At 70.0% G+C, this 14,766-nt stretch carries 8 protein-coding genes; 5 read left to right on the top strand and 3 right to left on the bottom strand.

Annotated elements, in window-relative coordinates:
* Window positions 1–302: 302 nt before the first annotated feature.
* Window positions 303–1,307 (bottom strand): hypothetical protein, encoded by a 1,005-nt coding sequence (locus IPH07_35630; GenBank protein ID MBK6922773.1) that lies wholly within the window; start codon window positions 1,305–1,307, stop codon window positions 303–305.
* A 76-nt stretch (window positions 1,308–1,383) separates the two neighbouring features.
* Between IPH07_35630 and IPH07_35635 the strand changes: the two genes are divergently transcribed.
* Entirely contained in the window at window positions 1,384–3,402 is a 2,019-nt protein-coding gene (locus IPH07_35635) for a S9 family peptidase (protein ID MBK6922774.1), read from the top strand.
* 3 nt (window positions 3,403–3,405) lie between these two features.
* Here IPH07_35635 and IPH07_35640 read toward each other — a convergent pair whose 3' ends face one another.
* Together IPH07_35640 and IPH07_35645 are read right to left on the bottom strand one after the other, a co-directional pair.
* A complete protein-coding gene (locus tag IPH07_35640; GenBank protein MBK6922775.1) occupies window positions 3,406–4,230 on the bottom strand; it encodes a M48 family metallopeptidase in 825 nt (274 codons plus the stop codon).
* A gap of 190 nt (window positions 4,231–4,420) precedes the next feature.
* Complete coding sequence (locus tag IPH07_35645; protein ID MBK6922776.1) at window positions 4,421–5,206, bottom strand: site-2 protease family protein; 786 nt, start codon at window positions 5,204–5,206, stop codon at window positions 4,421–4,423.
* Between the two features lie 166 nt (window positions 5,207–5,372).
* On the opposite strand from IPH07_35645, the gene IPH07_35650 reads away from it, so the two are divergent.
* From IPH07_35650 to IPH07_35665, 4 genes are all read left to right on the top strand, one after another.
* Window positions 5,373–5,906, top strand: coding sequence for a thioredoxin family protein (locus IPH07_35650; protein ID MBK6922777.1), 534 nt, complete (start codon window positions 5,373–5,375; stop codon window positions 5,904–5,906).
* 150 nt (window positions 5,907–6,056) lie between these two features.
* A complete protein-coding gene (tssI, locus tag IPH07_35655) occupies window positions 6,057–8,924 on the top strand; it encodes a type VI secretion system tip protein VgrG (protein ID MBK6922778.1) in 2,868 nt (955 codons plus the stop codon).
* Between the two features lie 26 nt (window positions 8,925–8,950).
* Window positions 8,951–10,273: a hypothetical protein gene (locus tag IPH07_35660; protein ID MBK6922779.1), complete on the top strand. Its 1,323-nt coding sequence runs from the start codon at window positions 8,951–8,953 to the stop codon at window positions 10,271–10,273.
* 28 nt (window positions 10,274–10,301) lie between these two features.
* Window positions 10,302–14,762: a hypothetical protein gene (locus tag IPH07_35665; protein ID MBK6922780.1), complete on the top strand. Its 4,461-nt coding sequence runs from the start codon at window positions 10,302–10,304 to the stop codon at window positions 14,760–14,762.
* The last annotated feature ends 4 nt before the right edge of the window (window positions 14,763–14,766 follow it).

Raw genomic sequence — 14,766 nt, forward strand, 5'->3', positions numbered from 1 at the left:
ATGCGATGCGATGCGATGCGATGCGATGCGATGCGATGCGATGCGATGCATGATCCCGATTCCTTCGTGCCTCGCATGTCCGCACGAGGCTTCATCAGTGTTCCCGCCGTGCGCGCGATCGTCAAGCGTCGTGGTCGTCACATTGGCGTTCTCGGGACGCGCCACGGCAGCGCTTTCTCAGGCGTGCCCTGATCCCGATCGTCCTCTCGATCCCATGGCCACTCGGCATCGCGCGGGCGCGGTGGTTACGTGGCATGCATGCAGCGCTCGCCGCCGCTCGTCGCAATGCCGGCCCAGCGGCCTCACGCGACGACGGGCACGCCCTGCGCGTCGTCGCCGAGCAGCTCGAATGCGGCGCGGTGCTGCGTGACGAGACGCTGCGCCGCGCCATCGTGCGGCAGCAGCTCGAGCTCGCAGCGTGCGAGCTTGCTGTTGAGGCAGATCTTGTCGCCGCCGGGCGGGTTGCGGTAGCGCAGGCCGACGAAGCGCTCGCGCGGCGCAGCGATCGCGACGTTCAAGCGCGCGCTGTCGTTGCGGGTGGAGAAGCGCCATGACAGCGCGTCGATCGAGACATCGGCGAAGGGGGCCCGCGAGAGTGCGTTGAAGCGATGCTCGTGCTCGCCGATGCGCAGCACGGCGACGGTGAGCCACGGGGTCCACAGCGGGCCGAGGCGGAGCTTGGCGCTGGCGCACTCGAGGAACGCGTCGTCGCGATCGTCGAAGCCGGCGACCTGCGCCCAGGCGTAGCGATCGGTGTGGCGCGTGCCCCAGTTGTGGTTCTGGCTGCCGAGCCAGCGATCGACGACGTGGGTCTCGCCGTCGACGTCGATGGTGCCGCGCAGCCGCACCATCGGTGCCGGCACGAGGGTCTTCGCCTTGGGAAAGCCGCCGCGGTAGCGCGCCGGCGGGAGCAGCAGCAGCGGCGCGTCTGTGCCTTCGTACGTCAACGACCACGCCACGCGGTGACCGCCGTGCTCGAGCGTGCCATGCAGCGCGCCATCCTCGAGGCGTGCGCCCGGCAGCTCGACCGCGAGGCCGTCTTCGCGCACGCGACAGGCTGCGATGGGATGTTCCGAGCGACACGCGACCACGCGCTCGCCGTCGAAGACCATCGCCCACAACTCGCCGATGGCATCGCTCGGTCGGCCGGCAGGTGAGAAGAGCGTGTAGCGGATCCACAACGCCAGCGGCTCACGGGGATGGTTGGCGCGCACGAACCAGCTCTCGTAGTGGCCCTGCGAGTCGCTCGCACGCCATCTCGCGCCGTTGCAGCCCCCGCGCGTCGACAACGTGGGATCGATCGTCATCCCTGCTCGTACCGCGACCCGAGGGCGATCGTCCATGACGTCCGACGTCATCGGGCCTCGGGTATGCTCCCCGCCCATGAGATCCGTGCTGGGGTTCGCCGTCGTGTCGATGCTGTGGGGCTGTGCCGTGTCCACCCCCGCCCATGCCGCTGCGCCGGTGCCCAAGCGCGGCACGACGGCGCGCACGGAGCACATCACGCCCGAGATGATTGCGGATCTCGAGAGCGTCGGTGAGGTCGCGATCAGCCCCGATGGCCGCCACGTCGCGTTCGTGAAGCGCGTGCCACGAGCCCAACACGATGGCCCGTCGACGATGGTGCGCGCGCTGTTCGTGGTCGATGCGGGCAAGGGCGCGCCGCGGCAGTTCACGTTCGAGCCCGATGCTGCGAGCGCGCCGACGTGGTCGCCCGATGGCCAGCAGATCGCATTCATCGGCCGGCGCAAGGGCGATGCGGCCGCGCAGATCTACGTGGTCGCGGCCGACGGTGGCAACGCACGCCCACTCACCAAGCTGAGATCGTCGGTGCGCGAGCTGCAGTGGTCGCCCGATGGCCGCAGCCTCGCGTACACCACCGACGTCGCGCCGACCGAGCAGGAGCAGGCCGCACAGGATGTCGGTCGCGATCACGTGGTGGGCGACGTCGAGGGCACGCGGCGACAGCTGTTCGTGATGCCGGCAGAGGGTGGCGAGGCGATCGCGATCACCCCGCGCGACTTCCACGTCGAGCGCGTGCGTTGGTCGCCCAAGGGCGACGCGTTCGCGCTGGTCGGCGGCGAACGAGCCGACGTCGACGGCACCATGATGTATGGCGGCGTGTATCGAGTCGCGTCCGCCGGCGGCAAGCCCACGCGGCTTTGCGACACCGCAGGCAAGCTCGGCGAGCTCGCGTGGTCGCCCGATGGCGGGACGGTCGCGTTCCTCGGGGCCAGCGACATCCACGATCCCACCGCCGGCGTGGTGTTCGTGGTGCCAGCGACCGGCGGCACCGCGCGCGCGCTGACGGCCGAGTACGCCGGCACCGGGCAGTGGCTCGAGTTCATCGACGACGCGACGCTGGCGGTGATGGCCAACGAGGACACCGCCGTCGCGTTGCTGCGGGTCTCGCTGCGCGACGGCAAGCGCAGCCGCGCGATCGCGACCACGCCGATCTGCCACGGTGCCGATCTCGTACGCGGCGTGTTCGCGTGCAGCGGCGAGGGCCCGACGCACCCGCCCGAGCTGTTCGTCGGCAAGCTCGGTGCGCGCACGATGCAGCGGCGCACCCACGGCAACCCGCAGCTCGATCGGGTGCTGCTCGGCGAGCAATCGGTGCTGCGGTGGAAGGCCGCCGATGGCCTCGCGCTCGCGGGCGTCGTCACGATGCCGGTCGGCCACCGCAAGGGCGAGCGGCACCCGCTGGTCGTGATGCCACACGGCGGCCCCGAGGGGGTGTCGCAGCAGGGCTGGAACACCCGCTCGGGCTATCCGGTGCAGCTGTTCGCGGCCAACGGCTACGTGGTGTTCGAGCCCAACTATCGCGGTAGCTCCGGTCGCGGCGTCGCGTTCGGCAAGGCCGACCACGGCGATCTGGGCGGCAAGGAATTCGACGATGTGCTCGCCGGCATCGACGAGCTCGTGCGGCAGGGCGTGGTCGATGGCGATCGCGTCGGCATGGGCGGCTGGAGCTACGGCGGCTACTTCTCGGGCCTCGCCGCGACCCGGCACAGCGCACGCTTCCGCGCCGCGATGGTCGGCGCGGCGATCACCAACTGGATGTCGTTCACCGGCACCAGCGAGATCGAGCACGAGAACTCGCTGGTGCACTGGAACCTGTGGCCGTACGACCAGCCCGAGCTGGTGTGGTCACGTTCGCCGATGGCCCACACCAAGCAGTCGAAGACCGCGACGCTCATCGTGCATGGCAGCAGCGACACCCGCGTGCCGCCCGAGCAGGCCAAGGAGCTCTACCGGGCGCTGCGCCACGCGGGCACCACCACCGAGGTGGTGTTCTATCCCCGCGAGGGCCACGGCCTGGGCGAGCGCGAGCACCAGCTCGACTTCATGCACCGCTTCCTGGCGTGGTTCGATCGCCACCTGCAGGCCGCCGAGGGCTGACGATCACTTCGCAGTGCCGACCGGCTTCGGCGTCTTGTCGGTGATCTTGCAGACCTCGCGCAGCGCGTTCCACTGGGCGGCGTCGAGTGCCGGTGCGCCTTCCTTCTCGAGATCCTTCAGCGCCGACTGGCGGTGTTCGCCGGTCGGGTGTGAGGAGATGAACTCGAGCGCACCAGGCACGTTGCCGCCCTTGGCGGCCATGGTGTCGAAGAATCGCGCGAGCCCGCGCGAGTCGATGCCCGCGGCGTTGAGCAGCTCGACGCCCTTGCGATCGGCCTCGAGCTCGTCGTCGCGGCTGAACTTCGAGTCGACCACCGTGCGACCCAGCTCCGCACCCATGTCGCCGCCGCCGGGCAACAACAGCGAGAACACGCCGTAGCCGAGCGCTTGCACCACGCCCTTGTTGGGGTGGTCGGCCAGCTCGTGCGACATCTCGTGGGCCAGCACGCCGGCGAGCTCGTTGGGGTCGGCGGCGTTCGTGATGATCTCGTCGTAGATGACGACGTAGCCACCGGGGGCCGCGAAGGCGTTGAGTACGTCGTCCTTCACGACGTACACGCGGAAGGGCACGTCGTGATCCGCCGCGCGCGCCAGCTTCTGCACCAGGTCGTCGAGCGCCGCGAGCCCCTTCTGCTCGGTGCAGAACGACGCCTTGTCGCCCACGGATTCGATCAGCTCGCTGCCGATGCGGTCGGTCACGCTGTTCGGCACGAAGCGCGCGAGCACCCCCGACAGCAGGGGAATCGACAGGAAGAACGCACCCATCGCGACCGCGAGCACGGTGCCGATGATTGCGAGGCGACGCTTCTTGGGATCGTGGTGTGCCATGGTCCTCACGGGGTCGCGATCTACCAGGTCGACCGCGCGCGCATTGCCCCGCATCTCGCGGGGCCTAGGTCGCGGTCGTCCATGGTAGCGAATCTCGTGCGCGAAGAGGACGCCCTCGTTGAAAACGAGGGCGTCGATTGTCTCTCGCCACGCGCGGTCCTGTGACCTCGGCTTCGCCAGGGTGCGTGACTCACCAGCTGCGGCGCACGAACACCACCCGCGTGCCGCCGCCTCGCACTCCTTGGTAGGCCCCAGGTCGCTGCCACGCCGACACCGGCGCAGCGTAGCGCTCGCGTCCGAAGCTGCCGTCGTCGTCGTCGCCGTAGCCATCGAGGGCCCGCGCTTCGGCACCGCCGGCGAACCAAACGAACGCGGCGATGAGCAGCAGCATCGGGTTCACGAACAGGCCCACGAGCGCCATCGCGATCGCGATGCCCCGGCCCAGGCGCACCGCGGTGCCGGTGGCGGCCCTTCGGCCCATGCGCCCGGCGAGGAACGCCCGCAACGCACGACCACCGTCCATGGGGAACGCCGGGATGAGGTTGAAGAGCGCCAGCGAGAGGTTGGCGTACAGCAGGCCGTCGACCAGACCGAACGCCTCGAACGCGGTGACGCGCGACACCAGGGCCAGCGCCGCGGCGATCGCCAGGTTCACCGCGGGGCCGGCGAGCGCGACCGCGAGCTCGGCCTTGGGCGCGCGGGGCATGCCCTCGAGGCTGGCGATGCCACCGATCGGCGTCAGCAGGATGTGCCGCGTCGACACGCCGTAGCGACGAGCCACGAGCGCATGTCCGAGCTCGTGCAGCAGCACCGAGCCGAACACTGCCACCAAGAACGCAACCCCGAGGAGCACCGCGGCCCCGGTCCCGGCGCCCTGCCAGGCGGTCCAGCCCGCCCACGCCAGCAGCAGTCCGAAGGTCCAGTGCACATACGCGTCGATGCCGGCGACGCGGCCGAGTCTCCACGAGCCTCTCATGATGGAAACAAGCTGGGCCCGCGTCCGCGGCTCGCAACCGCGGGCGCGGGGTCGATCCTGTGAAAGTCGCGTGAACGGGCCCGGGCGCCCGCCTGCGGCCTCGACCGCGCGTGGGCGCCCGGCGCGACGCTGCGGACGCGCGCGCGATTGCGTAGAGTCCGACGCGATGCTCCGACGCGTGCGGGCGAGGTTCGTGGTGCCGTGGCTGCTGGTCGCAAGTGGCGCCTGCGTGGGATCGCCGTACGACGCCGACCCCTCCGGCCCCGCGCCGAAGGCCGCGCCGACGCCGACGCCGACGCCCTCCCGGCCACACCGCCCCGAGTTCGTGCGCGCCGCGGCTGGCGACGCCGGCGTCGGGCCGGTGGTGAAGGCGGCCCAGCGCGACGCCGATGCGCAAGGTCGACGGCTCGTGGTCTACGCGAGCGCACCGTGGTGCGAGCCGTGTCAGGTGTTCCATCGCGCCGTCGAGGCGGGTGAGCTCGACCGCGAGCTCGCCGGGATTCGCTTCCTCGAGTTCGACGTCGATGTCGACTCGCTGCTGCTCTCGGATGCCGGCTACGGTGGCCGCTTGATCCCTCGCTTCGTGCTACCCGACGCCGAAGGTCACGGCACCGACGACAAGATCGAAGGCGGCGTCAAAGGTGAGCGCGCCGCGCAAGAGATCATGACGCGGCTCGGACCGCTGCTCGCGAGGCGCTGATCGACGCGGTGCACGGACGTGTCACGGCACGTCACGATGTGGCCGCGAACACCTCGATTGCGTGGCGTGGCGCGGCGTCTTCCAGCCACGGCTTAACTCTGCGACGGCGCGGTTGCCACGGCTGCGGGACCACCGTAGGCTAGCCGGCCCATGGTGGATGATCCGCGTGCGAATGGTGATTCCGGTGCGCCCGACGACGACGCTGTCGAAAACGCGGGCAAGGGAATCGCGACGAACGCGGCCCGCGATGCGGTCAGTGGAGCATCCGCCGATCAGGTCGCCCAGGGCGCGGCCACCGGTGCCGTGTCGGCGGCGCAGGCTGCGGGCGCGCCGGGGGCCTCGCAGGCGGCGACCGCCGTGCAGACCGCGACTGCGGTCGCGGGCGCCGGGCAGGGCATTGCGCAGGCGGCCCAAGGCGGTGGTCCTGCGAGCGCGATCGGTGCAGTCGGAGGCGTCGCGGGAGCTGCGGGTGCGGTCGCGGGTGCCGGTGCGGCGGCCTCGTCGGCGCAATCGGTGGCCCAGGCCGCCGGAGCGGCGCAGCAGGCCGCCGGAGCGGCGCAACAGGCCGCCGGAGCGGCGCAGCAGGTCGCCGGTGTGGCGCAGCAGGCCCGCGCGGCGGCACCCGCTGGTCTCGTGCAAGCGCTCGAGCAGACCTTCGGCTCGCTGATGCCGAACCTGCCGGCGCGGCTCGAGGGCGTGCGCTTCCACTTCGCACTCACGCAGGGGCCGGAGATCCGCTGGCACGTGCGGCGCTACGCGATGACCTCCGAGCTGTCGCGGCCCTACGAGCTGCGTCTGCAGCTGGTTTGCGACGACGTCACCGCGCCGGTCGACGAGATGCTCGGTGCGCCGTGCGAGGTGCAGGTCGAGCGCGGCGACCTCGTGCACATCTACTACGGCATCATCGACGAGATCGACGATCTCGGGCCGCAGCAGCACGTGCTGCACGCCTCGGTGCGAGTGGTGCCGGCGTTTTCGCTGCTCGCCGATCAGATCGACACGCGGATCTTCCAGGGCCAGACCGTGGTCGAGATCCTGACCGACGTGCTGGGCGCCGCGCTCGCGCCCTACGGCCGCGAGGTCGATACGCAGACGTACCTGCATCGCGAGTACAACCCGCGCGACTACTGCACGCAGTTCCGTGAGTCGACGCTCGAGTTCTGCTGCCGGCTGATGGAGGAGGAGGGCATCGCGTTCCACTTCCTGCCCGACGAGGACGGTCGCCGCGAGAAGCTCGTCCTCATCGACAGCAACGCCGACTACCCCGAGATCGACGCCGCGTTTCCCGACGTGCCGGTGATCCCGGCCAACCCCGAGGAGGCCGATCGCGAGTCGATCCGCGGCGTCACCTGGCGGCAGCGTCGCGTCATCAACAAGGTCTCGGGTCGCGCGTACAACTTCAAGACCGCCGGCACCTACGACGAGGCCAGCGCGTCGGTGCAGGAGACCCACAACCATCAGGATCAAGAGCTGTACCTGCACGACCTGCGGCGTCAGATCACCGACGATCCGATCGGCGATCCACCGGCGGCCTCGTACGACGGCAGCGACCTGACACAGCGCGAGCCGATGGTCGCGCAGGTGCTCGAGGAGCAGCGTGCCCGCAGCAAGATCGCCAGCGGTCGCGGCAACGTGACCGGCTTCCGGCCCGGCACCCGCTTCACGCTCGGGAGCCACCATCGCGCCGATCTCGACGGCGCCGAGTTGCTGTTGCTGCGCGTGGTGCAGCGCGGCGAGGCCAGCACCGAGAACATGCGGGCCAACGGCGAGTTCGAGAACGAGTTCCACGCGATTCCGGTCGCGCACGAGTTCCGTCCCGAGCAACGCCACCGTCGCGCGAAGGTCTACGGGCCCCAGCTCGCGCGTGTGGTCGGCCTGGCCGACAGCGACGAGGAGATCCACACCGACAAGTACGGCCGCATCAAGGTGCAGTTCCACCACGATCGCCTGCAGCCCGCGGATAGCGGCGCGTCGGTGTGGGTACGCGTGATGCAGCCGTGGGCGGGCTCGGGCTGGGGCACCGTCTTCATCCCGCGGGTCGGCATGGAGGTCGTCGTGCAGTTCGTCGACGGCAACCCCGACAACCCGGTGGTGACGGGCTCGGTCTACAACTCCGACAACATGCCGCCGTACACGCTGCCGGACGAGAAGACCAAGAGCACCATCAAGAGCAGCTCGAGCGTCGGCGGCGACGGCTACAACGAGCTCACCTTCGAAGATGCCGCGGGGCGCGAGCAGATCATCGTGCACGCGCAAAAGGACTTCAACAAGACCGTCCTCAACAACCAGACCCGCAGTGTGGGCGCCAACGACTCGACCAGCGTCGGCGGCGATCAGTCGCTGTCGGTGACCGGCGACCGCACGCACTCGATCACCGGCAACGAGACCATCACCGTCAACGGCTCGCAGAAGATCACCATCGTCGGCGCCAGCACCGGTGACGGCCAGACCATCACCGGCGGACAGCTCGACATCACCGGCAAGTACAAGCTCGACGCCTCGCAATCGATCGAGGTGCAGGCGCCGGACTACATCCTCTTCACGGTCGGCTCGACGTTCATGAAGATCGAGCCTGATCGCATCACGATGCAGCAGAAGAACGGCGCGCGTGTGGTGTTGTCGCCGGACTCGGCGTTGGTCGCCTCGAAGGAGAACTCGCAGCTGGTGCTCACCGCCGACGGCCACATGCAGGCCAACACCGGCGGCGATCTGCTGCTGACGGTCGACGCCCAGCTGTCGGCCGGCGGCGCGCAGGTGCTGCTCAATGGGGATGCGCTGGTGCAGTCGAAGGGCAAGGCCGAGATGAAGCTCGACGCCAACGCCAAGGTCTCGGGCGCCACCGCGACCATGGACGCCAAGACCGACGCGACCGTCTCGGCCGGCACGAGCTCGACGCTGACCGCCGGCGGCAGCACTGTGAAGACCACCAGCGCGGCCGCCGAGGTGACCGGCCCACAGGCCAACATCTCGGGCAACGGCGCGGTCAACATCGCCGGTGGCATCATCAAGCTGAACTAGGCTCGCCGCCGGCGAGATACGAGAGCATGCGCCGTCTCGCCGAATTCCGTGCCCACTGCGAGGAGTTCATCTGGCAGCCCGATGATGCGGTGCTGCTGGTGAGCGGCGGCGACGGCGACGTTCCGTATGCGCTCAAGGTGCTCGAGCAGGTCGAGGGCGGCGACGAGGCCTCGCTCTACGTGATGATCGCCGATGAGTACCTCGATGCCGACACCTACGCGCGCACGGTCGCCGGGCGATGTGTCGCGCTGTACGAGGTCGCCAACGAGGGCCGGGCCGAGCGCAACGAGCCCCAGTTGGCGCCGTTCCCCGAGCGCATGACGGCGCCGGGTGTGCCGCCACGCGAGCGCATCGTGATCGCGATCGAGCACCTCGGCGCGCGACTGCCGGATGCCGAGGACTACCGGGTGGTGTTCGCGTTGCTGCCGTTGGTCGTGCACGACTGGGCCGACTACGCGCAGTTCGTGGCCGAGTTCACGCGGCTGCCTCCGCCGGCGCCCCAGCGCGACGAGCCGTGGAAGGCGTACACGCGGCTGTTCCTGCGGGACCAACGCGACCATGTGATCGGCGCGGCGCTGCTGCAGCGACAGGCGACGGGCATGCTCAGCGTCGACGTCGACATGTCGACCGACGCGTTCGCCGGCGACCTCGCGCAGGAGGCCGTCGATCCCGCGGTGCCGGTCAGCCAGCGGATGCAGGCGGTGCTGCAGCTGGCCAACATCGATCTCTCGTACAAGCGCTTCGAAGAGGCCGTGAAGAAGTTCGCGCTGCTGTTCGACTACTACGTCAAGTCGGACGCACCGCTGATGCAGGCGCTGTGCATGCAAGGTGTGGGCGATTGCCTGCGCATGGTCGGGCAGCATCCGCAGGCGCTCGAGCGCTACCAGCAGGGCCTGGCGATCGCGCTGGCGGCGAAGTCACCGATGCCACTGCAGCCCGGCGAGGATCCCGAGGCCAAGAAGCTGCATCCCAACGCACCGCCGGTGATGTTGAATCTGCTGCTCGCGGCCGGGCAGACCTCCATGACGCTGCAGCGCTACCCCGACGCTCAGAGCTACTACGCCGACGCGAGCAAGCTCGCGGCCAAATGCATGAACGCGTATGCTGCCTGTGATGCGCTGCAGGGCGAGGGTGATGCCGAGCGCGCGCAGGCCAAGCCCACCGAGGCGCTCGCTCGCTGGCACGAATGCGAGACCATCGCCGAGAAGTACGAGTACTACGAGCGACTCGTCAGCGTGCTCGAACGCATCCACGCGCTGTACCACGAGGGCCGGATGACGGCGGAGGCTGACGCCGCCCACACCAAGCTGCAGGGCGCCAAGCTGCTGCGCAAGAAGAGGGCGGCGTAGATCGATGGGTGGCCACGCCGATCCCCCGATGATCGCGCCGCCGACGGGTCGTCCCGCGGGGCCGCCGGCGCAGCCGGTGTTCGCGACGACGGGCAACGCACGGGCCGACTCGGTGCTCGCGACGCTCGACGCCACCATCGCGCCGTTTCGACAGGCGCCGCCACCCGAGCAGGGCGCCGCAGGGTGGGTCGCGCAGGGTCTGGGCGGTGTGTTGGGCGTCGTGAATGCGCCGATGATGTTCATCGACGCCGCGGCCTCGCAGGGTGTCTCGGCGCTGCTCGACGCGCTCGGGCTCTCGGGGCTCTTTCCACCGATGCCGGTCGCCACGATCGGCTTGAGCATGCACGTCGGCACGCCGCACACCCACGTGCATCCGCCGAGCCTCGTGCCACCGGCGCCACCGATTCCGTTGCCGAGCCTCGGGGTCGCGTTCCTGGCCGGCTCCGCGACCGTGCTGGTCGGTGGCGTGCCGGCGCTGCGCGCCGGTGACATCGGCATCGGTTTCACCTGCGGCTCGATGGCGCCGCCGTTCGAGATCATGACCGGCGCGTCGGGGGTCTACTTCGCGGGCTCGAGGGTCGCGCGCTTCGGCATGGACATCACGTTCCACTGCAACCCCGTCTCGCCGATGGGGGCGTTCGCGATCGGCATGGGTGTCGCCGGTGTGATTGCCGGCGCGGCCGGTGCCGCCGCGCAGGCCTCCGCCGGCAACACCGGCGCCGCGATTGCCCAAGGCATCCAGGCCGGCCTCGATGCCGCTGCGATGGCCGTGTCGGCGCTGCGCGGCAAGGATCCCGCCGGCCCGCCCGGCGTCGGCATGTTGATCGGCCCGCCGATGGGCAACGTGGTGGCCGGAGGCCCGCCGATCCCCAACATCGGTGCGCTCGCGCAGGGCAAGATCTACAGCGCACTCGGCCGCGCACTGCGATCGATGCGCGGCCGCCTGCGCCGTCGCTCGCCGCCACCCGACGCGAACGGTCGCTGCGCCGAGGGTGGCGAGCCGGTGCACGTGGTCAGCGGTGCCAACTACAACACGCACCTCGACTTCGCGTCGTTGCTCGGCGGCTTCCGCTGGACCCGCTACACCTCGAGTGCGGACAACGCCGAGCGCGGCGTGCTCGGCTTCGGCTGGCGGCACGTGTTCGAGTCGCGGCTGTCGATCCGGTTGCACCGCGTCACGTTCGTGGGCTACCAGGGCGAGCGCATCGTCTTTCCGCTGCTGCCGCAGACGTCGCGAGCGCGCGACGGCGGCGAGGTCGCGATGCACGGCTATCGCCTGCGACGGCTGTCGGACCTGCGCTTCAGCGTCACGCACCGCCGCTTGGGCACGCTGGAGTTCGAGCGCGACGCGCCTGGCAGCGGCACCGCGCGAATGGTCGCCGTGCGCGGCGGCGAGGCCGAGGTCACCATCGAGTACGACGAGGCCCGTCGACTGCAGCGCATCGTCGAGCGTCGCGGCAGCGAGCTCGCGACCTACGGTGCGCGCTACGACGCTGCCGGTCAGCTCGCGGAGATCTGGGGCGGCCGCTACGGTGAGCCGCAGACGCGACTGGTGCGCTACCACGTCGACGCCAAGGGCGACCTCGTGCGCGCCGAAGATGCCGCAGCCGTCGCCGACGAGTACGTCTACGACGGGGTGCATCGCATGGTGCGGTCGACCGATCGCATCGGCTACGGCTTCGTGTGGTCCTACGACCACGAGGGCCGCTGCAGCGAGACCCAAGGCCACGACGGCCTGTGGTACGCGCGCTTCGAGTACCTGCCCGCCGCGCAGAAGACCGTGATGACGATCCACGACGGGTCGGCGTACACGTTCCACTACGACGAAGACGGCGTGATCACCAAGGTGATCGGCCCCTGTGGCAGCGAGAAGCAGCGGCTGCGCGGCGAGGACGGCCGCGTGCTGGCCGAGATCGACGCCGCCGGGCAGCGCATCGAGTTCGTCTACGACGGCAGCGGTGGCCTGGTCGCGCGGCGCAACCGCTTCGGCCACCAGTTCCCGCCGAGCCTCGACGCGTCGGGTGTGCCGGCGATGGTGCAGCGCGTGCTGCCCAAGGACACCCGCGGGTTCTACTTCGGGGTCGCGATCGCGGCGGGCCCGACCGACCCGGTGGTCGAACGCCGCCGCGATCGTCGCGGCAACGTCGTGTACGAGCGCGAGGCTTCGGGCGCAGAGCGCCGCTGGAGCTTCGACGCCTGCGGCAACGAGATCTCGCGCACCGATCGCGACGGCCGTACCTTCCGCACCAAGGTCGTGCGCTGGGGTCTGACCGGCGCCCGGCTCGATCCGCTGGGCAACGCCGTGCGCTACGAGCACACGCCGCACCAGAAGATCGCCAGCGTGCTCGACGGCGGCGGATCCGAGTCGCGCTACGTCTACGACAGCCACGATCGCGTGGTCGAGGTCCACCGCCACGGCCGCGTGCACACCCGCTACCAGTGGGACCTCGCTCACCGCATGGTCGAGTCGAGCGATGGCGATGGCAACTGGCTGGTGCGCGTGACGCCACACGCCAACGGGCTCACCGGCCGCGTCGATCGCAGCGACGGCAGCTTCGCCGAGTTCGACTACGACCGTCAGGGCCGCGCGACGAAGGCCGACAGCGCCGACCACCTGGTGGATCGCACGTTCACGCCGTTCGACGAGCTCGAGCGTGAGACCTGCGATGGGCGCACGGTGGCCCACGCCTACGGTTGGCGGGGCGAGTACGACACCATCGTCGCCGAGCGCTTCATCAGCGCACGACATCGTCACGGCAACAAGCTGGTGCTCGTCGATCCGTCGGGTCGTCGCCGCACGATCACGCACGAAGCCGACGGCTCGCTGCAGATCGACCACGGCAACGGCACCCTCGAGAGCCAGCAGTACGACGCCAAGGGCCGGATGCTCCACCGCGCAGTGTGGCGTGCAACCACCGGTACCGAGCGCATCTGGTGGGGCGTGCGTCACCAATACACGGCCGAGGGCGATCTGGTCGGCAGCTTCGACACCGTGCGCGGCAGCAGCCGATACACCCTCGACGAGGCGCATCGCTTGATCGCCGCCGAGCAACCCGACGGCACGCTCGGGTACCGCTACGACGCCGCCCACAACCTCGTCGAGCTGCCATCGACGGGCACGCTGCGGCTCGACAGCGGCAATCGCCTGCGCGTCGCTGCGACCGAGCAGTTCGAATACGACGCGCGCGGGCGGCTGTCGGCGCGCATCGGCACCGCGGGCATGCGCATCGACTACCACTACGACGCCGAGGATCAGCTCGTGCGCGTCGACGACGGTGCTGGCGAGCCGTGGACGGCGACCTACGACGGCCTTGGTCGTCGTGTCACCTTCGGTCGCGGCGACCGGCGCACGCGGCTGTGGTGGGACGGCGATCGCATCGCGGCGCGCGAAGGCGCCGACGGCGAGCTGCGGGTGTTCGTCTACGCCGATCGCCAATCGCTGGTGCCGCTCGGCTTCGTCGACTACGACAGCGTCGACGCGTCGCCGGACTCGGGTCGATCGTACGCGGTGTTCTCCGACCAGGTCGGCCTGCCGCAGCACATCGAGGACGAACGCGGCACCGTGGTGTGGTGGGCCGACGGCGCCACGCCCTACGGCGAGGTGTTCGTCCGCCCCGGCAACGCGATCGAGTACGGGCTGCGCTTCCCGGGCCACGTCTACGACCCCGATCTGCGCCTGCACTACAACCGCTTCCGCGACTACGACCCGCGCCTGGGTCGCTACCTGCAGCCCGATCCACTCGGTATCCGCGGCGGCATCAACCTCTACGCGTATCCGGCCAACCCGCTGGTCGCGGTCGACGTGCTGGGCCTGACGACCCACGATCATCCCGAGAACGGGCCGCACCACGGCGAAGATGGCGAGGGGCGGCCGAAGTCGGAGGATCCGAACGAGCATCCCAACGGCGACCCGCCGATGTCGCGCGACGAGGCCTTCGATCGCGCGATCGATGCCGCCGACGCACATCGCAAGGAGGTCATGGACCAGTACAACCGCGGCGAGCTGCCGGGCTTCAACCCCAGCGAAGAAAAGGCGCCCGCCTGTGTGGCAGCGGTCGTCGATCGCCGGCGGCCCGATGTCGATCCGTTCGTCGCGCACAATCAGCCGCGCGACGCCGTCGCCAACCCCGACGACTTCCATCCGATCCTGCGCGACCGCATCCGCGATCAGCAGCAGCGACGCGCCGACGGTCAAGACCACTTCTCGGAGCCGGGTACGCATGCCGAGGTGCTGGCGCTCGACCAGGCGCTCAAGTCACGCGAGGCCGCTGGCATGCCGGTGACCGAGGCCGACCTCGGCGACTTCGTGCAGCTGCCGATGTGGAGCCGCGAGGAGGGCGCTGGGCCGCACATGCGACCGGGCGCGGAGGCACCGTGTTGCGGTCACTGCAATCCGATCACCCGCGGCACGGACAACATGAGTGGCAACGCGCCCCGCATGGAGCGGGTCTCGGTCAACCCCGAGAAGTGGCGACGCGTGCCGAGCTAGAAGG

The sequence above is a fragment of the Deltaproteobacteria bacterium genome, assembly GCA_016709225.1.
GTDB lineage: Bacteria > Myxococcota_A > Polyangia > Nannocystales > Nannocystaceae > Xiheibacterium > Xiheibacterium phototrophicum.

Excerpts from the sequence above, each read along its gene's own strand:
- IPH07_35635 (MBK6922774.1), top strand. The coding sequence starts at position 1,384 with ATGAGATCCGTGCTGGGGTTCGCCGTCGTGTCGATGCTGTGGGGCTGT.
- IPH07_35630 (MBK6922773.1), bottom strand. The coding sequence starts at position 1,307 with ATGACGATCGATCCCACGTTGTCGACGCGCGGGGGCTGCAACGGCGCG.
- tssI (MBK6922778.1), top strand. The coding sequence starts at position 6,057 with ATGGTGGATGATCCGCGTGCGAATGGTGATTCCGGTGCGCCCGACGAC.
- IPH07_35640 (MBK6922775.1), bottom strand. The coding sequence starts at position 4,230 with ATGGCACACCACGATCCCAAGAAGCGTCGCCTCGCAATCATCGGCACC.
- IPH07_35645 (MBK6922776.1), bottom strand. The coding sequence starts at position 5,206 with ATGAGAGGCTCGTGGAGACTCGGCCGCGTCGCCGGCATCGACGCGTAT.
- IPH07_35650 (MBK6922777.1), top strand. The coding sequence starts at position 5,373 with ATGCTCCGACGCGTGCGGGCGAGGTTCGTGGTGCCGTGGCTGCTGGTC.
- IPH07_35660 (MBK6922779.1), top strand. The coding sequence starts at position 8,951 with ATGCGCCGTCTCGCCGAATTCCGTGCCCACTGCGAGGAGTTCATCTGG.
- IPH07_35665 (MBK6922780.1), top strand. The coding sequence starts at position 10,302 with ATGATCGCGCCGCCGACGGGTCGTCCCGCGGGGCCGCCGGCGCAGCCG.